This window comes from Pseudomonas sp. H11T01, assembly GCF_048515765.1.
Classification (GTDB): domain Bacteria; phylum Pseudomonadota; class Gammaproteobacteria; order Pseudomonadales; family Pseudomonadaceae; genus Aquipseudomonas.
In genome coordinates, this window is the sequence record NZ_JBLYED010000010.1 from 103,582 (window position 1) to 122,838 (window position 19,257).

20 protein-coding genes are annotated in these 19,257 nt (G+C 59.8%); 13 read left to right on the top strand and 7 right to left on the bottom strand.

Annotated elements, in window-relative coordinates; all coding sequences use genetic code 11:
* Positions 1-143: 143 nt before the first annotated feature.
* The 3 genes from ACN1C3_RS15400 to ACN1C3_RS15410 form a co-directional block, all read right to left on the bottom strand.
* Positions 144-509, bottom strand: coding sequence for a DUF6124 family protein (locus ACN1C3_RS15400; protein WP_419116639.1), 366 nt, complete (start codon positions 507-509; stop codon positions 144-146).
* A 492-nt stretch (positions 510-1,001) separates the two neighbouring features.
* Positions 1,002-2,318, bottom strand: coding sequence for a bifunctional DedA family/phosphatase PAP2 family protein (locus ACN1C3_RS15405; protein WP_419116640.1), 1,317 nt, complete (start codon positions 2,316-2,318; stop codon positions 1,002-1,004).
* A 107-nt stretch (positions 2,319-2,425) separates the two neighbouring features.
* Complete coding sequence (locus ACN1C3_RS15410) at positions 2,426-3,112, bottom strand: DNA-3-methyladenine glycosylase (protein ID WP_419116641.1); 687 nt, start codon at positions 3,110-3,112, stop codon at positions 2,426-2,428.
* 176 nt (positions 3,113-3,288) lie between these two features.
* Here ACN1C3_RS15410 and ACN1C3_RS15415 point away from each other — a divergent pair, with 176 nt between their 5' ends.
* The 13 genes from ACN1C3_RS15415 to ACN1C3_RS15475 all read left to right on the top strand — a co-directional run bounded on the left by ACN1C3_RS15415 (position 3,289) and on the right by ACN1C3_RS15475 (position 15,876).
* A complete protein-coding gene (locus tag ACN1C3_RS15415) occupies positions 3,289-4,560 on the top strand; it encodes a glutamate-5-semialdehyde dehydrogenase (protein WP_419116642.1) in 1,272 nt (423 codons plus the stop codon).
* A 46-nt stretch (positions 4,561-4,606) separates the two neighbouring features.
* Positions 4,607-5,251, top strand: coding sequence for a nicotinate-nucleotide adenylyltransferase (gene nadD / locus ACN1C3_RS15420; protein WP_419116758.1), 645 nt, complete (start codon positions 4,607-4,609; stop codon positions 5,249-5,251).
* A gap of 74 nt (positions 5,252-5,325) precedes the next feature.
* On the top strand, positions 5,326-5,820 hold the full coding sequence (rsfS, locus tag ACN1C3_RS15425) for a ribosome silencing factor (protein WP_419116643.1): 495 nt from the start codon (positions 5,326-5,328) through the stop codon (positions 5,818-5,820).
* Between the two features lie 9 nt (positions 5,821-5,829).
* A complete protein-coding gene (gene rlmH / locus ACN1C3_RS15430) occupies positions 5,830-6,297 on the top strand; it encodes a 23S rRNA (pseudouridine(1915)-N(3))-methyltransferase RlmH (protein WP_419116644.1) in 468 nt (155 codons plus the stop codon).
* A 13-nt stretch (positions 6,298-6,310) separates the two neighbouring features.
* Positions 6,311-8,206 carry a penicillin-binding protein 2 gene (gene mrdA, locus ACN1C3_RS15435; RefSeq protein WP_419116645.1) on the top strand — a complete coding sequence of 632 codons (1,896 nt, stop codon included), beginning with the start codon at positions 6,311-6,313 and terminating at the stop codon, positions 8,204-8,206.
* A gap of 31 nt (positions 8,207-8,237) precedes the next feature.
* Complete coding sequence (rodA, locus tag ACN1C3_RS15440; protein WP_419116759.1) at positions 8,238-9,341, top strand: rod shape-determining protein RodA; 1,104 nt, start codon at positions 8,238-8,240, stop codon at positions 9,339-9,341.
* Positions 9,342-9,358: 17 nt separating this feature from the next.
* On the top strand, positions 9,359-10,369 hold the full coding sequence (gene mltB / locus ACN1C3_RS15445; protein ID WP_419116646.1) for a lytic murein transglycosylase B: 1,011 nt from the start codon (positions 9,359-9,361) through the stop codon (positions 10,367-10,369).
* Positions 10,369-11,379: a septal ring lytic transglycosylase RlpA family protein gene (locus ACN1C3_RS15450; protein WP_419116647.1), complete on the top strand. Its 1,011-nt coding sequence runs from the start codon at positions 10,369-10,371 to the stop codon at positions 11,377-11,379. The genes mltB and ACN1C3_RS15450 overlap by 1 nt, the downstream gene beginning before the upstream one ends.
* 182 nt (positions 11,380-11,561) lie before the next feature.
* Positions 11,562-12,719, top strand: coding sequence for a D-alanyl-D-alanine carboxypeptidase family protein (locus ACN1C3_RS15455; protein ID WP_419116648.1), 1,158 nt, complete (start codon positions 11,562-11,564; stop codon positions 12,717-12,719).
* An 81-nt stretch (positions 12,720-12,800) separates the two neighbouring features.
* Positions 12,801-13,076, top strand: a complete 276-nt coding sequence (locus ACN1C3_RS15460) for a DUF493 domain-containing protein (RefSeq protein WP_419116649.1) — start codon at positions 12,801-12,803, stop codon at positions 13,074-13,076.
* A complete protein-coding gene (lipB, locus tag ACN1C3_RS15465; protein WP_419116650.1) occupies positions 13,076-13,723 on the top strand; it encodes a lipoyl(octanoyl) transferase LipB in 648 nt (215 codons plus the stop codon). The genes ACN1C3_RS15460 and lipB overlap by 1 nt, the downstream gene beginning before the upstream one ends.
* A 1-nt stretch (position 13,724) precedes the next feature.
* Entirely contained in the window at positions 13,725-14,747 is a 1,023-nt protein-coding gene (gene lipA / locus ACN1C3_RS15470) for a lipoyl synthase (protein ID WP_419116651.1), read from the top strand.
* A 181-nt stretch (positions 14,748-14,928) separates the two neighbouring features.
* Positions 14,929-15,876, top strand: coding sequence for a S66 peptidase family protein (locus tag ACN1C3_RS15475; RefSeq protein ID WP_419116652.1), 948 nt, complete (start codon positions 14,929-14,931; stop codon positions 15,874-15,876).
* A gap of 40 nt (positions 15,877-15,916) precedes the next feature.
* Here ACN1C3_RS15475 and ACN1C3_RS15480 read toward each other — a convergent pair whose 3' ends face one another.
* The 4 genes from ACN1C3_RS15480 to lptE all read right to left on the bottom strand — a co-directional run bounded on the left by ACN1C3_RS15480 (position 15,917) and on the right by lptE (position 19,253).
* Positions 15,917-17,239 (bottom strand): lytic murein transglycosylase, encoded by a 1,323-nt coding sequence (locus ACN1C3_RS15480; RefSeq protein WP_419116653.1) that lies wholly within the window; start codon positions 17,237-17,239, stop codon positions 15,917-15,919.
* A 61-nt stretch (positions 17,240-17,300) separates the two neighbouring features.
* Positions 17,301-17,465: an alternative ribosome rescue factor ArfA gene (gene arfA / locus ACN1C3_RS15485; RefSeq protein WP_419116654.1), complete on the bottom strand. Its 165-nt coding sequence runs from the start codon at positions 17,463-17,465 to the stop codon at positions 17,301-17,303.
* 105 nt (positions 17,466-17,570) lie between these two features.
* Positions 17,571-18,608, bottom strand: coding sequence for a DNA polymerase III subunit delta (gene holA / locus ACN1C3_RS15490; protein ID WP_419116655.1), 1,038 nt, complete (start codon positions 18,606-18,608; stop codon positions 17,571-17,573).
* A gap of 39 nt (positions 18,609-18,647) precedes the next feature.
* A complete protein-coding gene (gene lptE / locus ACN1C3_RS15495) occupies positions 18,648-19,253 on the bottom strand; it encodes an LPS assembly lipoprotein LptE (RefSeq protein WP_419116656.1) in 606 nt (201 codons plus the stop codon).
* Positions 19,254-19,257 lie beyond the last annotated feature (4 nt).

A 19,257-nucleotide genomic window follows, 5' to 3' on the forward strand; every position in this document is an offset into this window, starting at 1 on the left:
GGAAAAAATGTGTCATTAAGAATCGCCAAGATGATCTTTAAAGCTGTTAAGCAACAGTATAGAAGGCTTTATAAGTCCGCAAGGCGGGATGGAAGGCTTGCTTGAAGTGCGCCAGCACGTTTCAGTGATGCTGGCGCGTTGTTTCAGCGAGTGCGTGGACCCAGGTGTTCGATGGACTGGTCGACCATGGCTTTGGCGATTTCGAGTAGATGCCACACGGCGAAGACCATGGCGCGCTCGGTGCCCTTCAGGTGTTCACCGCATTCGTAAGCCGTGACCGATGCACAGCGCAGCAGGTCGGCGGTGTAGAACATCGAGTCTTCGAAACTCACATCTTTGCTGACGTTGTAAAACCGCTGTTCGTCGGGCGCGGCGGGGTTGGCATCGGGCAAGTAGTAATCCAGAGCGCGGTACAGCGCAGCGCGATCCTTGAGCAGGTCGCGGGTGAAGGCGTTGTCCATTGACGGGGTGACGGGTGGAATGGGTGGGTCGGGGGTTATTTTGTCCATGTGGCGGATCTCCAATCAGAAAGTTGGAGCTGCCAGGTATCGCGACTAAACGAACGGGTGGCAGCTGCGCACAGGTTAGTCGACCGGTCGATTGGGAAACCGGCGCACCCGAAGGCGCCCTGCGCACAGCCACCATAAAGTGCAGGCGAAGAAACGCCTGACTCAGGGATTACCTGTGCGCCAATCTATACCGGGCGACTAAACCCGATCACTGCTTTTGCAGCGACGGCCGAAGACTAGCCACGAGATGGGGTGGGCACAAGCCGAAAGGATTTTCTAGGAAACGTCCTTCAAAGGAAAGAGAGTTGTCTCGCAAGGGCAGCCAGTCAGTTAAGAAACTGAAAGTCGAACGCGGACTCTGTGGCGAGGGAGCAAGCTCCCTCGCCACAAATGTCACCAGACTGAAGAATTGCGTTAACTGACAGGCTTTGAGGCTTGCCCGCGAAGACGGCCTCACAGCTCATGTAAATCTGGGGGGCTGGAAATCTCTATTCAATGCGCATACCGCGCCATGGCATTAGACAAATGCGACAGCGCGAAGAACCCAAACAACGCCACCAGCGCTGGCAGCACCAGCCACCAGACCTTGGTCGGCATCGCGTTCAAGGGCGCCTGGCGTTGGCTCAGGTTCAGGCTGGCCGCGCAAACGCAGGCGGCGAGCATGGCGCCTGCCAGCACATCGGTCGGCCAATGCGCCCCGAGATATACCCGTGACACTGCGATCGCCGCCGCTGGTAAACCGCCCACCAATAGCCAGGTCAGGCGCATCCGTGGCGGTTGGCCGCGACCGGCGAGCACCGCCAGGGTCAGGAACAGTGCGAACGAACCAGAGCTGTGGCCGCTGGGCATGCTGTAGCTGGTCAGTGGGTCGGTCAGTACTTCCGGGCGCACGCGGGCAAAAAACCATTTGGTCCCGGTATTGCCCAGCGCGGTGCAGAGCAGGGTGCCGCCAGCGAAGATCGCTTGGCGCCATTGCCGGACGGCCAGCAGCAGGATCGTCAGCAGAGCGCTGAACAGCAGCATCGTGCGAAATTCGCCGAGCTGCGTCAGGGCCACCATCAGCTCATCCATCGGCGGGCTGCGGTGTTCCTGGACCAGTGTCATCAAGCCTTGATCGAACTGGGTCAGGTAGGGGTAGCCGATAAACAGTCCTGCCAGAATCACCAGGCTCAGGCCTGCTATCAGCACCGTGGCTTTGCGGTGACGGCGCAGGCTGCTGGTGATGCTCAGGCCCAACATCACGACGATGCTGCCCACGACGATTCCGGCTTGTGGCCAGAAGCCCTCGGGCAACGGTAAGCGGATGGCTGCGCCCGTGGCCCAGCCCGGCAGTATGTAGGCGACCGACCAGCCTGCCGCTGCCAGTACACTGACGGCGATAAAGCGCGGAAACGGCATGTCGAACATTCCGGCCACCATCGGCAACATTGGCCGCAACGGACCAATAAAACGTCCGACCAGAAGGCTGGCAATGCCATAACGCTGGAAATACGCCTCGGCGCCGCCGATCCATTCCGGGTGATGACGCAGCCCCGGCAAGCGCCGGATATTCTGGTGGAAGCGTCTGCCGAGCAGATATGACACTGCATCGCCGAGCAATCCGCCGAGAAAACCCATTAAGAGGGCTTCGCCCAAGGGCAGGGCGCCGCTCCCGGCCATTACGGTGATAGCGAACAACAACACCGTGCCCGGCACAATCAGTCCGACAATCGCCAGGCACTCGCCGCAGGCCACGATGAATACCGCTGCAGCCAACCATTGCGGGTTTGCCGTCAACCAGACGGTCAGGCTATCGAGCCATAGGCCCATAAAAACAACTCCATCAGAATTTTTAATCGGCCTTAAGGGATGTACGCAATCTTCACAACACTACAGATCCCACATGAGACTGCTTTTGCATCAAGTCCGAGCACATCTCAGGACAGCAGAAAGTAGTCGCGCCCTTCGACCTGGCCACGCCGCAGCGGGTTCTGGGTGCAATAAGGTGCATAGGCGGCATCGACGAAGCGGTACATCAAGTGTTCGTCGCGCCCGTGCGGGATGCCCAGGCGAGTGGTTTGAATGACGTGCATCGGTGGCGTGCCGACATCTTCGACAAACAGCAGCTCGTGATCGAAGCGTTTGGCGTCCCAGGTCGGCACTTTCAGACCCAGTGCCTTGCAGAGCAAGGTCTGGCCGGCGCAGAGCTTCTGCGAGGGGCGCGGTCGGCCATTGGCGTCGGGATTGTTCAACAGCATTTGCGCCAGGCTGGCGGGTCCAGACCATTCGTCGACCCACGGATAGGCCGATTTGATCAGAACAGCATTGCCTGGCCCCTGGGCGCTGAAGTTCAGCGAGTCGCCGCCACGGGCGTAGTACATATAGATGTGGCCGCCATCCAGAAACAAAGCTTTACGTTTCTCTGTGTAACCGAGGGAGGCATGGCTGCCTTTCTCGGCACAGTAATAGGCTTCGGTCTCGATAATTCGCGCCGAAAGCCACAAATCACCGACGCGATGGCGGATGATTTTGCCCAGTAAATCGCGGGCAAGCATCTGAGCGTCTCGGTTAAAAAAGCGGTCGGGCAGGGCATTGGGTAGGTTATCGGTGGTCAGGTTGGACATGATGACCAAGTGCAATTCGGCTAAATGTGACCGAATGATAACAACTTGAGCCTTAATCGAGGCTGAACACTGGGTATTTGCGCCCCATTTCGACCATCCGCCCGTCACCGCTGTTAGTAGGAGAGCGCGACAGCTATAATCTGCCGCTTTCCTCTTTGCCAAGACCACAACAGACCATGACTGAGTCCGTTCTTGACTACATGACCCGCTTGGGTCGCGCTGCCCGCGAAGCCTCCCGCGTGATCGGCCGTGCCAGTACCGCGCAGAAAAACCGCGCGCTGCACGCTGCTGCCGCTGCTTTGGATGCCGCTCGCGCCGAGTTGACCGCCGCCAATGAACTGGACCTGGCCGCTGGTCGGGCCAATGGCCTTGAGCCGGCCATGCTCGAGCGTCTGGCACTGACCCCCGCACGGATCGACAGCATGATTGTCGGTTTGCGCCAGGTGGCCAGCCTGCCGGACCCGATTGGTGCGATCCGCGACATGAGCTATCGGCCGTCGGGGATTCAAGTCGGCAAGATGCGCGTGCCGTTGGGCGTTGTGGGAATCATCTATGAGTCGCGTCCGAACGTGACCATCGACGCCGCGAGCCTGTGTCTGAAGTCGGGCAACGCGACCATCCTGCGTGGCGGCTCTGAGGCTATTCATTCCAACCGCGCCATTGCCACCTGTATTCAGCAGGGCCTGGCCGAAGCCGGTTTGCCGGCTGCCGTGGTGCAAGTGGTCGAAGTGACTGACCGTGCCGCTGTTGGCGCGCTGATTACCATGCCCGAATACGTGGACGTGATCGTGCCCCGTGGCGGTAAAGGCCTGATCGAGCGCGTCAGCCGTGACGCCCGTGTGCCAGTGATCAAGCACCTGGACGGCATCTGCCACATTTATGTCAGTGCCTACGCCGAGCTGTCGAAAGCCCAGCGCATTGCATTCAACGCCAAGACTTACCGTTACGGCATTTGCGGAGCCATGGAAACCTTGCTGGTTGACCAGGCAGTCGCCGCCGACTTCCTGCCGGCCATGGCCGAGCAGTTTCGCGCCAAGGGTGTCGAGTTGCGGGGATGCGAGCGCACACGCGCGATCATCGACGCCGTTGCGGCCACCGAAGAGGACTGGAACACCGAATACCTGGCGCCGATCCTGTCGATCCGTGTGGTCGACGGGCTGGACGAGGCCATCGAACATATCAACCATTACGGCTCTCATCACACCGATTCGATCGTCACCGAACATCAGGGCCAAGCCCGGCGTTTCGTTGCTGAGGTCGACTCCAGTTCCGTGATGATCAACACCCCGACCTGCTTCGCCGATGGCTTCGAGTACGGATTGGGTGCCGAGATTGGCATTTCTACTGATAAGCTGCACGCCCGCGGCCCAGTGGGTCTCGAGGGTTTGACCTGCGAGAAGTACATCGTGGTCGGTGATGGCCAGTTGCGCGGTCAGGAGTCGGTCTGACTTGGCCGATAAACGCCAGTCAGTTGCCGTGACCCCAAGCGAACCTCTGTCTCGACGCATTGGCGTGCTGGGCGGAACCTTCGATCCGGTGCACATCGGCCATTTGCGCAGTGCGCTGGAAGTGGCCGAATCGCTGGCACTCGATGAGCTGCGTCTGACACCCAGTGCCAGACCACCGCATCGGGATACGCCGCAGGTTTCGGCCGTCGACCGTCTGGCGATGGTCGAATGTGCGGTGGCGGGCGTTGCGCCGTTGGTGGTGGACGCCCGCGAGCTGCAACGGGACAAGCCGTCCTACACGATCGACACCCTGGAACACATGCGGGCCGAGTTGGCCGCTGATGACCAGTTATTTCTACTTTTGGGCTGGGACGCATTTTGCGGCCTGCCCACTTGGCACCGTTGGGAAGAGTTGCTCCAGCATTGCCACATCCTGGTGCTGCAACGCCCGGATGCCGACAGCGAACCGCCGGATGCCTTGCGCAACCTGCTGGCAGCGCGCTCGGTGAGCGACCCGCTGGCCCTCAAGGGGCCGAGCGGACACATTGCATTCGTCTGGCAGACGCCGCTCGCGGTATCCGCCACCCAGATCCGTCAACTGCTGGCCAGCGGTAAGTCGGTACGTTTCCTGGTGCCTGACGCGGTCCTGGCCTACATCGATGCGCACGGGCTGTACCGTGCGTCGAACTGAAAATAAGGGTGCGCTTCAAGGCACGTGATCACGTGTATCGAAACGCCCGAACATACGAGCAAAACGAGTTTTATATGACTGACAAAGACGTAACTAAAGTAAAGCGCAAGGGCACGTTCAAGAGCGTCCCGCTGCCGGAAGCGGCAGCACCCGCCCAGGCACTCCTCGGCGAAGAGCTGGTCAAGGTCGCCGTAGCAGCCCTGGAAGACGTCAAGGCCCAGGACATTCAGGTGATCGACGTTCGTGAAAAGCAGAGCATCACTGACTTCATGATCATCGCTACAGGTACTTCCAACCGCCAGATCGGCGCGATGCTGGATAAGGTCCGCGAGGCGGTCAAGGCTCAGGGCGTCAAGCCGCTGGGTGAAGAAGGCAAGGGCGACAGCGACTGGGTGCTGCTGGACATGGATGATGTCATCGTTCACATGATGACCGCCTCCGCCCGTCAGTTCTACGACCTGGAGCGTCTGTGGTCTGGCGCTGAACAGAGCCGTGCTCTGAACGCTGCTCACCACAGCCCGGAAAACTCCCACGAGCACTTCATCAAGCTCAACCGCGACCAGGAATAAGGGACCGCTGTGCGACTGCGTCTGATCGCCGTCGGTTCTCGCATGCCCAAGTGGGTGGAAGAAGGCTGGCATGAATATGCCAAGCGTCTGCCATCCGAGTTGGCGCTGGAACTGGTGGAAATACCGCTCAACACCCGTGGCAAGAACGCTGACGTGGCACGCTTCATCCGTCAGGAAGGCGAAGCCATGCTGGCCAAGGTTGGCCCTGCTGATCGGATTGTCACGCTCGAAGTGCACGGTAAGCCCTGGAGCACCGAGCAACTGGCGGTCGAACTGGATCGCTGGCGGCTGGATTCGCGCACGGTGAATTTTATGGTCGGCGGCCCCGAGGGGCTGGCGCCGGAAGTGTGCGCGCGGGCCGATCAGCGCTGGTCGCTGTCGCCCCTGACATTGCCGCATCCGCTGGTGCGGATTCTGATCGGTGAACAGCTGTATCGCGCCTGGACAGTTCTGTCCGGGCACCCTTATCACAAATAGCATCGCGCCCTAAATGTCCCAACCGATCCGCATCAAGGACCACGAGAAAGACGCCCGTCTGGTGCGTGGCCGGGTCGTGTTCGGTGCAATAGCGGTGGTGTTCCTGATTGGGGTGCTGATCGCACGGCTGTATTTTCTTCAGGTGATCCAGTACGAGTATCACTCCACGCTGTCGGAGAACAACCGGGTTCATGTGCAGCCGATTCCGCCAACTCGCGGGCTGATCTTCGACCGTAATGGCGTGGTGGTGGCCGATAACCGGCCCAGCTTCAGCCTGAGCATGACCCGGGAACGTTCCGGGGACTGGCAGCAAGTGCTCGACGTGATCGTCGAGGTCTTGCAGCTGACACCGGAAGATCGGGTGATCTTCGAAAAACGCATGCGGCAGGGGCGGCGGCCGTTCGAGCCGGTGCCGATCCTGTTCGAGCTGACCGAAGAGCAAATTGCCCGGATCGCTGTCAACCAGTTCCGCTTGCCAGGGGTGGAAGTAGTCGCGCAACTGGTGCGTCACTACCCGCAGGGCGCGCATTTCGCGCACTCGGTGGGGTACATGGGGCGGATCAACGAGAAAGAGCTCAAGACTCTGGATCCGGTGGGTTACAGCGGCACCCATCAAATCGGCAAAACCGGTATCGAGCGCTTCTACGAGCCGGAGTTGCATGGTCAGGTGGGTTACGAAGAAGTCGAGACCAACGCTCGGGGCCGCGTGCTGCGGGTGCTCAAGCGTACTGATCCGGTTCCCGGCAAGGACATTGTCCTGAGCCTGGACATCAAATTGCAGGAAGCTGCCGAGCTTGCGCTGGGTGGCCGACGCGGCGCGGTGGTGGCACTGGACCCAAACACCGGCGAGGTTCTGGCGATGGTCAGTCAGCCGAGTTTCGATCCGAATCTGTTCGTCACCGGCATCAGCTTCAAGGCTTATGCCGAGTTGCGTGACTCCATCGATCGCCCTCTGTTCAACCGGGTCTTGCGTGGCCTGTATCCTCCGGGTTCGACGATCAAACCGGCCGTGGCGATTGCCGGGCTGGACTCCGGAGTGGTGACTGCCTCGAGCCGTGTGTTCGATCCCGGATACTACCAACTGCCCAACTATGATCACAAATACCGCAACTGGAACCGTACCGGCGACGGTTATGTGGATCTGGACACGGCAATCATGCGGTCCAACGACACCTACTTCTATGACCTGGCGCATAAGCTGGGGATCGATCGGCTGTCGGCGTACCTGGGCAAGTTCGGCATCGGCCAGAAGGTTTCGCTGGACATGTTCGAAGAGTCGCCGGGGCTGATGCCGACGCGTGAATGGAAGCGGGCGACTCGTCGCCAGGCCTGGTTCCCGGGCGAGACGCTGATTTTGGGGATCGGTCAGGGCTACATGCAGTCGACGCCATTGCAATTGGCTCAGGCCACAGCGTTGGTGGCCAACAAGGGCAAGTGGAATCGCCCGCATCTGGCGAAAACCATCGAAGGTGAGAAACCGGTCGATGCGAACCCGATGGCGGATATCATCCTGCGCGATCCGTCCGATTGGATGAAGGTCAATCACGGCATGCAGCAGGTAATGCACGGGGCCCGCGGCACTGCGCGCAAGGCGGCCATCGGCTCGCCATACCGGATTGCCGGCAAAAGCGGTACAGCCCAGGTCGTGGCGATCAAGCAGGGCGAGAAGTACGACCGTTCCAAGGTTCAGGAGCGCCACCGTGACCACGCCTTGTTCGTTGGTTTTGCTCCGGCCGATAACCCGAAAATCACAGTGGCGGTCATGGTCGAGAACGGCGAGTCCGGCTCCGGCGTCGCCGCACCAGTAGTGCGTCAGGTGATGGATGCCTGGCTATTGGGCCAGAACGGCCAACTCAAGCCTGAGTTCGCCAGCCCTATCAGCGCGGAGGCTACGGCCCGTGAAGAGTAATTTTGATCGCATCCTCTCCAGTGAGGATGTGATGCGTCGCCGCGCGACACTGTTGCAGCGCATGCACATCGATGGCCCATTGCTGATCCTGCTGCTGACGCTCGCGGCGGGTAGCCTGTTCGTGTTGTATTCGGCCAGTGGCAAGAGCTGGGATCTGCTGATCAAACAGGCCACCTCGTTTGGTATCGGCCTGGTGTCGATGGTCGTCATCGCTCAGCTCGAACCCCGTTTCATGGCGCGCTGGGTGCCACTGGCCTATGTGCTGGGCGTGGTGCTGTTGGTGGTGGTGGATGTCATGGGGCACAACGCCATGGGCGCCACGCGCTGGATTAACATTCCCGGGGTGATCCGCTTTCAGCCCTCGGAATTCATGAAGATCATCATGCCGGCGACCATCGCATGGTACCTGGCCAAGCGCACCTTGCCACCGCAGCTCAAGCATGTGGGGATCAGTCTGATGTTGATCGGGATTCCATTCATCCTGATCGTGCGCCAGCCCGACCTCGGCACCTCGTTGCTGATTCTCGCGGGCGGCGCATTCGTGCTGTTTATGGGTGGCCTGCGTTGGCGATGGATCCTCAGCGTGATCGCCGCTGCCGTTCCCGTGGCGGTCGCCATGTGGTTCTTCATCATGCATGACTACCAGAAGCAGCGGATTTTGACCTTCCTCGATCCAGAGAGCGACCCGCTCGGCACCGGCTGGAACATCATTCAGTCCAAGGCCGCCATTGGCTCAGGCGGGGTGTTCGGCAAAGGCTGGTTACTTGGTACCCAGTCCCATCTGGACTTTTTGCCGGAAAGCCACACCGACTTCATCATCGCGGTCTTGGGCGAAGAATTCGGCCTGGTGGGCATCTGCGCGTTGTTGCTGATTTACCTGCTGTTGATCGGTCGTGGATTGGTGATTACCGCCCAGGCGCAGACGCTGTTCGGCAAATTGCTCGCCGGCAGCCTGACCATGACGTTTTTTGTTTACGTTTTCGTCAACATCGGTATGGTCAGTGGCCTGTTGCCGGTAGTAGGGGTGCCCTTGCCGTTCATTAGCTATGGCGGAACTTCGCTGGTGACGCTGCTGTCAGCGTTTGGGGTTTTGATGTCGATCCATACCCATCGTAAGTGGATCGCTCAGGTTTGAATAAGGTGAAGATTTCAATGCAAGTAATGCGTGGCTGGGCTACTCGATACGCTCCGTGGGTCGGCCTGGTAGGCATCCTTGGCGCGGCGCAGGAAGCACTGGCCGGTGATTATGAAGGCTCGCCGCAAGTAGCCGAATTCGTGGGTGAAATGACCCGCGACTATGGTTTCGCCGGGGAACAGCTGATGGGCGTGTTCCGCGAAGCCGAGCGCAAACAATCGATCCTCGACGCGATTTCCAAGCCTGCCGAGCGGGTCAAACTATGGAAAGAATACCGCCCGATGTTCATCACCGACGCGCGCATCGCCCGCGGTGTGGATTTCTGGCGTCAGCACGAGGCCGTTCTGGCCCGCGCCGAACAGGAATATGGGGTTCCGGCTCAAGTCATCGTGTCGATCATCGGCATTGAAACCTTCTTCGGCCGCAACACCGGCAACTATCGGGTGATCGATGCTCTGTCGACCCTGGGCTTCGACTACCCGCCGCGCGCCGAATTCTTCCGCAAGGAACTGCGTGAGTTCCTGCTGCTGGCCCGTGAAGAGCAGGTCGATCCGCTGACCCTCAAGGGTTCTTACGCCGGAGCCATGGGCTTGCCGCAGTTCATGCCGAGCAGCTTTCGCGCCTATGCTGTGGATTTCGACGGTGACGGCCACATCAATATCTGGACCAACCCGGACGACGCCATTGGCAGTGTCGCCAGCTACTTCAAGCGTCACGGCTGGGTGGCCGGCGAGCCGGTGGTCAGCCAGGCCACGGTGCGTGGCGATCAGGTCGATGAGGGGTTGACCCCGGGAATCGAGCCGGTCAAAACGGTCGGGGAGTTGCGGGCGCTGGGCTGGTCGAGTCATGATGCGCTGCGCGATGATATGCCGGTCACGGCTTTTCGCCTGGACGGCGATAATGGTCCAGAATACTGGATGGGTTTGAATAATTTTTACGCGATCACGCGCTATAACCGCAGCGTGATGTACGCCATGGCCGTGCATCAACTGTCTGATTTGCTGGTCCAAGCACGGGGCGTCAAGTAATGCGGGCAATGCCGATTCGTAAACCCCTGAAGCTGATGGCTTTCGCCGCGCTGTCGCTGCTGATGGTCAGCTGTTCGACCAGCCGCGCGCCGCAACAGAAATCATCGACCGCCGTTCGCGCAATGCCTGGTCTGGATGTCAACCGCGCCCACAAAGACGGTGCGCCGTGGTGGGACGTCGACGTCTCGCGGATCCCGGACGCCACCCCGACCCTGCACCAAGGTCCCTACAAGGCCAACCCGTACACGGTATTGGGCAAAAACTACTTCCCGTTGAGCGAGTCGAAGAACTACGTCGCTTCGGGCACGGCATCCTGGTATGGCACCAAGTTTCATGGTCAGAACACGGCCAACGGCGAAGTCTATGACCTGTACGGCATGAGTGCCGCGCACAAGACCCTGCCGCTACCGAGTTATGTCCGGGTGACTAACCTGGACAACAACAAGAGCGTGATTCTGCGCGTCAACGACCGTGGGCCGTTCTACTCTGACCGGATTATCGATTTGTCCTACGCTGCAGCCAAGAAACTCGGTTATGCCGAAATCGGCACCGCGCGGGTCAAGGTCGAGGGTATCGACCCACAAGAGTGGTGGGCCCAGCGTGGCCGGCCGGCACCGTTGATGCTTAACGAACCGCAAGTGGCGCAAAATGCTGCTCCCATGCTGACGGCTTCGGCCGGCAAGGTCGAGCAGTGGACGCCGCCGCCGCAGCAACACGCCGCGGCCGTTGTGCCTGTACAGATGGATGCAAAAAAAAACGCTTCTGCACAAGCCTCTGGCCAGTATCTTCAGGTGGGCGCCTTCGCCAACCCGGACGCTGCAGAACTGCTGAGGTCGAAGCTGAGCGGGATGGTGCAGGCCCCGGTCTTCATCAGCTCGATCGTGCGCAATCAACAGACGCTACATCGGGTACGGATGGGTCCGATCGGCACGCCGGGTGAAATCCAGCAAGTGCAAAATAGCGTGCGATTGGCCAATCTGGGCCAGCCGAGCGTAGTAACAGCAGAATAGTGACATCAGATTGAGGGCCTGACCTCGTTCGCGAGGTCGGGTTCCGGTTGTTGGTTCGTCAAAGAACAAAAGCCCGGTGAAGGGCCATAGAGTCAGCAACTGAACACGCGACAACCGGGGGCCGGTTGTCAGATTAGTTTTGCCCGTGAGGGCAAGTTTCCATTAGCAATTTCGAGAGACGGATGAACATCACCACCTTTGCCAAACGCCTGTGCCTGCTTGTCCCGCTGATCATCACACCTGCTGCCTGGGCGGCAGAGATGATGCCGTCGCCACCGCAACTGGCTGCCAAGGCCTATGTGCTCATGGACGCCAGCAGCGGTAACGTTCTGGTCGAGAACAATGGGGACCAGCGCCTGCCACCGGCTAGCCTGACCAAACTGATGACAGCCTACATCGCGACCCTGGAAATTCGTCGCGGTCAGATCGGTGAAAACGATCCGGTGACCGTCAGCGAGAACGCCTGGCGTACCGGCGGTTCGCGGATGTTCATCAAGGTTGGCACTCAGGTCACTGTCAGCGACCTGCTGCACGGCATCATCATTCAGTCGGGTAACGACGCCAGTGTTGCGCTCTCCGAGCACATCGCCGGTAGCGAAGACGCGTTCGCGGACATGATGAACAAAACCGTTGCCGATCTGGGCATGACCAACAGCCACTTCATGAACCCGACCGGTCTTCCGAACCCGGAGCACTACTCGTCGGCCCATGACATGGCGCTGCTGGCCCGCGCGATCATCCACGAAGACCCGGCTCACTATGCGATCTACTCGCAGAAAGAGTTCTTCTGGAACGGCATCAAGCAACCCAACCGTAACCTGCTGCTGTGGCGCGACAAGACCGTTGATGGTCTGAAAACGGGTCACACCGATGAAGCCGGCTACTGCATGGTGTCTTCGGCAGTGCGTGACGGCCAGCGCCTGATCGCCGTGGTCTTCGGCACCAACAGCGAAACGGCTCGTGCGGCTGAAACCCAGAAACTGCTGACCTACGGTTTCCGCTTCTTCGAAACCCAGACCTTCTACCAGAAGGGCACCGAGCTGGCTCAGGCCCCTGTCTGGAAAGGCACCACCAATCAAGTCAAGGCCGGCCTGGCTGAAGACCTGACCATGACCCTGCCAAAAGGCCAGCTGAAGAAACTGGCGGCCAGCATGAGCATGAATCCGCACCTGGTCGCACCGATCGCCAAGGGCGACGTGATTGGTAAAGTCGAAGTGAAGCTGGACGACAAAGTCGTGCACAGCGCCGACCTGATCGCTCTGGATGCGGTCGACGAGGGTGGTATCTTCCGCCGCATGTGGGATAGCATCCGTCTATTCTTCTACGGCTTGTTCAACTGATTATTGTGGTCCAGCGTGCCTCTCGCTCTGACATAGAGCGGGGGGTATGTCCGTCGCCACGGCTTACGAGGCCGTTTCGCCATGACAGATACTGAAGTAAAGCCGCCAAAGATCGAATTTCCTTGCGCCGACTATCCGATCAAAGTGATCGGCGACACTGGCGCGGGTTTCAGTGCCCTGGTTATCTCGATCCTCGAGAAACACGCCGAGGTCGATCACGCGACTCTGGCGGAGCGCCAGAGCACCAATGGCAAGTACACCACCATCCAGTTGCATATCATCGCCACTGGCCAGGACCAGCTGTACGACATCAACAGTGAGTTGCGTGCAACCGGTCAAGTACACATGGTGCTGTGATGCCGCAAATACTCGGCTTTCGCGAGCTCGGCCAGATGGCTTACGAGCCGGTTTGGCAGGCCATGCAGCGCTTCACTAATGAGCGTGGCACTGAGGCTGCCGATGAGATCTGGCTGGTCCAGCATCCGCCGGTCTTCACTCAAGGCCAGGCGGGCAAGGCCGAACATTTGCTGCTTCCCGGAGATATTCCGGTGGTGCAAGTGGACCGCGGCGGTCAAGTGACGTATCACGGCCCAGGTCAGTTGGTGGCTTATCTGCTGCTGGACGTGCGCAAGCTGGGGTTTGGCGTGCGCGATCTGGTCAGCCGGATGGAGCTGTGCCTGATCGAGTTGTTGGCCAGTTATGGTGTTACGGCTGTGGCTAAAGCCGATGCGCCGGGTGTCTATGTCGACGGTGCGAAAATCGCTTCTCTGGGTTTACGGATCCGCCACGGTTGTTCGTTTCACGGCCTGGCCCTGAACGTGGAGATGGATCTGGAGCCGTTTCGACGTATTAATCCCTGTGGCTACGCGGGGCTGGCGATGACCCAGCTGAGCGATCACACAGGACCGATTGAATTTGCCGAGGTAAGTGCCCGGCTGCGCGCGCAGCTCGTCAAGCACCTCGACTATGCTGAGCAGACGACCCTAACGGGCGGAATCGATTGATATGACTACTGCGCAAGACGCTGTGCAAACCCTGATCCCGACGCTGGATGTATCCGAGCGCGTCGCCCGTCCGAAAGTTGAAGCCGGCGTTAAATTGCGCGGAGCCGAAAAGGTCGCGCGCATCCCGGTGAAGATTATTCCGACCACCGAACTGCCGAAAAAACCAGACTGGATTCGCGTGCGCATCCCGGTTTCGCCGGAAGTCGACCGTATCAAGGCGCTGCTGCGCAAACACAAGCTGCACAGTGTCTGCGAAGAGGCCTCCTGCCCGAACCTGGGTGAGTGCTTCTCCGGCGGCACCGCGACCTTCATGATCATGGGTGATATCTGTACCCGTCGCTGCCCGTTCTGCGACGTCGGCCACGGCCGGCCGAAGCCACTGGACGTCAACGAACCAGAAAGTCTGGCCATCGCCATTGCGGACCTGAAGCTCAAGTACGTGGTGATTACCTCAGTAGACCGTGACGACCTGCGTGACGGCGGTGCCCAGCACTTCGCCGACTGTATCCGCGAGATCCGCAAGCTGTCACCGAATGTGCAGCTCGAAACCCTGGTCCCGGACTACCGTGGCCGGATGGACGTGGCGCTGGAAATCACTGCTGCCGAGCCGCCGGATGTGTTCAACCACAACCTGGAAACCGTGCCGCGCCTGTACAAGGCTGCGCGTCCGGGTTCGGATTACCAGTGGTCGCTGACCTTGCTGCAGAAGTTCAAGCAAATGATGCCGCATATTCCGACCAAATCCGGTCTGATGCTCGGCCTGGGCGAGACGGACGAAGAAGTCATCGAAGTCATGAAGCGCATGCGCGAACACGACATCGATATGCTGACCCTCGGCCAGTACCTGCAGCCGTCGCGTAGCCACTTGCCGGTACAGCGCTTCGTGCACCCGGACGTGTTCGCCTGGTTCGCCGAAGAAGGCTACAAAATGGGCTTCAAAAACGTTGCATCCGGTCCGCTGGTGCGTTCTTCGTACCACGCTGACGAACAGGCAAAACTGGTTAAAGCCAGCTTGATGTCCTGATCCAGACCCGCCCGCAGGAATCTTCATTCCTGCGGGCGGTTTGGTTTTTCAGCGGTGCAAAACAGCGCGCTACTGAACTCAGCACCTTTTCCTTCACGTCCTGTGACTGTTCGCCCCCCCTTCTATTTGCAAGCGTTCGTGTCTACTGTGCGTTGAAGAATTCACGCAGGGAGAACCATGGATGACGATTCGATCAACAGATAAGACCTGCGCTCACGTGCCAGTGCCCGCATTGCCATCCAACGGAGTGATCGGCTTGATCGCGCCAGCAGGTCCGGCGGCGCTGGACACCGGGAAGGCTGCTCAATGGATGCAGGCCAGGGGTTACACGCTGCGTATCTTTCCCGGCGTTGAACAGAAAGACGGCTACCTTGCCGGAAGCGATGACGTTCGGCTGAACGACCTGCACGCGGCGTTTGCTGACAGCACCATTGACGCGATCCTGTGCCTGCGTGGTGGTTACGGAAGCCCGCGCTTGCTGGACCGGATCGATTTCGACCTGCTGCGCTGCAACGCAAAGCCCTTGGTGGGTTACAGCGATATCACGGCGTTGCACCTGGCGATCAGTCGTTATGCAGGCTTTGTGACCTTCCATGGTCCGATGCTCAACGCCGATCTGCTGGGCGATAAACAGCAGCCTACAGAATCTTCGTTGCTCAGCATGCTCAGAGGAGAGTTAAAGTCCGGGAGCGCGCTGAGCCACCCGCAGGCTTATCCATTGACTACGATCGTGCCGGGCATCGCGCACGGCCGCTTGCTGGGAGGCAATCTCTCATTGATTGCCGGCACCTTGGGCACGCCTTACGAGATCGATGCCGACGGTATCATTCTGTTCTTTGAGGACATCAACGAGCCGCTTTACCGCATCGACCGGCTACTGACCCATCTAAGGCTGGCCGGCAAGCTGAGCAAGCTCTGTGGGGTCTTGGTGGGGGATATTGCGGGGGTGGACGAGCCGGCGCTGGCGGTGTTGCTCAAGCAAACCTTCGAGCCGCTACAGATTCCGGTGCTCGCCGGCTGGCGCAGCGGGCACTGTGACCCGAACCTGACCCTGCCGATGGGGGCGATGGTCAGGCTGGATGCAGAGGCTCAAGAGCTGGTACTGGAGCAGGATGTGGTGATCAAGTAGCAGATCGCTCCCACGTGGGAGCGTGGGAGCGATCATAGCCTCAGCGGTTACGCAAACTCTCCAGCAGCTTATGCGTCGGATAGCCATCCGCCGGCCAGCCAAAATATTGCTGTGCGGTGCGAATAGCCTTACGAGTATTGGCGCCGATAATACCGTCGGCAGTACCCGCGTCGTAGTTGCTGGCGCTCAGCAGGTTTTGCAGCTCAATCCGCTCGGAGCGGCTTAAGGGCAGGTCATCTTTCGGCCATTCACCACTAATCTGGCCGGTACCACTAAAGCGTTCGGACAACAGGCTCACAGCCAAGGCATAGGACGACGAGTTGTTGTACTTGAGAATGGCGCGGAAGTTGTCGAGGACCAGGAACGCTGGGCCGCGATAGCCGGCTGGCAGCAGCAGGGCCGCAGAGAGTTGTTCGGAACCCGCCGGTACGCTCGCACCGTTGGGCAGTTTGAGGCCTAGCTGCAGCCACTCGGCAACAGTCTTGCGGATTGAGCCATCGGCCAGTGCATAGTCGAAACCGTCCGCCAGTTGCACCTCGAAGCCCCAAGGCTGACCCTTCTGCCAGCCGGAGCTTTGCAGATAGTGTGCAGTCGAGGCCAGCGCGTCGGCGGGACTGCCCCAGATATCGCGACGACCGTCACCATCGAAGTCCACCGCGTGGGTGTTATAGGTCGTCGGAATGAACTGGGTCTGGCCCATGGCGCCGGCCCAGGAGCCGAGCATCTTCTCGGGCTCGATATCGCCTTGCTGGAGAATCTGCAGCGCGGCCAGCAATTGGCTGTGGGCAAAGTCCGGACGCCGGCCTTCATAGGCCAGGGTCGCCAGCGACTGAATGACCGATTTGTCGCCCTGGAAACTGCCGAAGTTACTTTCCATGCCCCAAACCGCTACCAGCGCCTGGCGATCAACGCCATAGCGCTGTTCGATGCTTTGCAGGATATCGGCATATTGGTAGAGCAGCCCTTGGCCCTTGCGTACACGCATGGCGGACAGGGCTCCATCGAGGTATTCCCATACTGGCCGGGTAAACTCAGGTTGGCTGCGGTCGGCGCGAATCACGCTCATGTCCGGTGTGACATTGGCAAACACACGGTCGAAAAGCTCTGGGTTGATGCCCGCAGCCAGTGCGTCTTTGCGAAAGGCGGCCAGCCATTCGGCGAAAGTCTGCGTCGGTTGGATGTCCAGGTTGTCGCCGGTCGGGACCACAGGGCGGACAACGGCCGGGGCGGGCACGGTGGGCATGGTCTGGAGCGGTTGGGCGTCGGCGGCGGTTGGTTTTTCCGCGCAAGCGACTAACAGAATAAGGCTGGAGGCAGCGATCAGTTGGCGTAAGTGCCTACGACGGGAAATACAAAAGGGCATGCACGGGTCCAGAGAATACGAATCAGGTGCCGACCTTACCATGTCAGCGGATTCTCTGCTTTCAGGCGACCAGAATGAAAGAAGCCTCCCAGCTTTTAGACTGGAAGGCTTCGCGGCGGTAGCTGCCTTTGCCCTTGCCGGCTGGTTCCTGACGGCTGCGGAACAGTGGCTGGGCGATGATGGATTTGGCCTTGTTGGGGCCACGCGTTGATGGCTTCTTGCTCATGATGAGGTCTCGCTCGTGGGTGGGTTTTGCGGTGCAGATCATCGGGCAGGGTAGGGATTCTGTCCAGCCCCTGCAGTGTGTAGGACTATTCGCCACAATTTCCGCTTACTCCGCCGGTAATGCCAACCGTTGCCCAGCCATCAACAGCGACAAGCGGCTAAGGCTGCTCCACGGCGAACCCGCTGCCTGGCCTTTGATCTGTGCATCGATACGCTGGGCATCGAGCAGCAGTTGTCCCCAGCGCTGGGCTGAGTGGCGTTGCAGGGCTTTGCTCATGAGCGGTTTGCGTTTGTCCCAGACCGGCGGGCGGGCTAGGCTGAAGGCTTTGTCCAACGGTATGCCCTGGCTGTATTGCAGTGACAGGTTGGCCAGCAGACGCAGCTCCCGGGCCAGCGCCCAGAGAATCACCGGCGGTTCGACGCCCTCTCCACGCAGGCCTACGAGCATGCGCAGGGCGTGGGCGGCTTCGCCGTTGAGAATCGCATCTACCAGCCCGAAAACGTCGAAACGCGCACTGTCGGCGACCGCGGCTTGCACCGTATCGACCGTGATCTGACCACCTTCGGCCATCAGTTTGAGCTTTTCGATTTCCTGAGCCGCTGCCAGCAGGTTGCCTTCCACGCGTGCCGCAATCAGTTCGACAGCGTCCTGGCTGGCTGAAAGGCCAGACTGAGACAAGCGCTGACGAATCCATTGGGGCAGTTGATTGGCATCCACCGGCCAGATTTGCACGAACTGGGTCTGCTGACCTTCGATCAGTGCTTTGCCCCACTTGGTTTTCTGGGCGCTGCCGTCGAGCTTGGGCAGGCTGATCAGCAGCAGGGTATCTTCGGCAGGACGTGAGCAGTATTCGATGAACGCCGCAGCACCTTTGTCACCGGGCTTGCCCGAGGGCAGGCGCAGTTCCAGTAAGCGCTTTTCGGCGAACAACGACATGCTGGCACCGGCTTGCAGCAGCGTCCCCCAATCGAAGCTGGCGTCGGCGCTGAACACCTGGCGCTCATCGAAGCCTTGCTGGCGGGCAGCAGAGCGGATGGCATCGGCGGCTTCCTGGCACAGCAACGGGTCGTCGCCACTGATGATGTACACCGGCGCAAGGTTTCCTTGCAGGTGTTTGGCGAGTTGGGCGGGGGCGAGTTTCATAAGAAGAGGCGAACGGGGCGCTTGAGCGCCCCGTAAGGCTTACTGGTTCTGTAGCTGCAAAGGCGATTGGCGAGGCGTGTTCGCTTCGGCCTTTTGTGCTGCGTCCAGTGCGTCGGCTTCAGCCTTGGCCCTGGCATCAGCGGTTTGCTGCAGTTGATCCAGCTGTGTCAGGCTCAGCTGTTGCAAACGCAGCATCATGCGTTGCACGAGGTCACGGCGCATTTCTTTGCGAGCCTGCTCTGCTTCCAGATCGGAACCTGTCAGGTTGTTGCCGTCGTGCATGTAGACCTTCTGCACCTGAAGTTTGTCATCGAGCAGAGAAAGGCTGTTGTGGCCCACGATTTCATAGTTCAGTACGTTGGTCAGCTCATACTCAGCCGATTTGTTGCCACCGACGTAACTAAGGGTACGCTGGCTTTCCTGCTCATTGGTGAGCACCAGCTTGTAAGGCGCGCCGGTGTAGACTTTGACGCCACTGCTTTCCAGCACCTGACGCATCAGCACTACGGTATCGCCATAGGCGTTGCGGGCACTCAAGTCGAGCTCTTTGATAGCGAGCTCGGTGGTGCCGGTACCGCGCAGCTGGAAGCCGCAGGCGCTCAGCAGTACAGCGAGGCCCATAACCAGCAGATTGCGTTTGATCATCTTG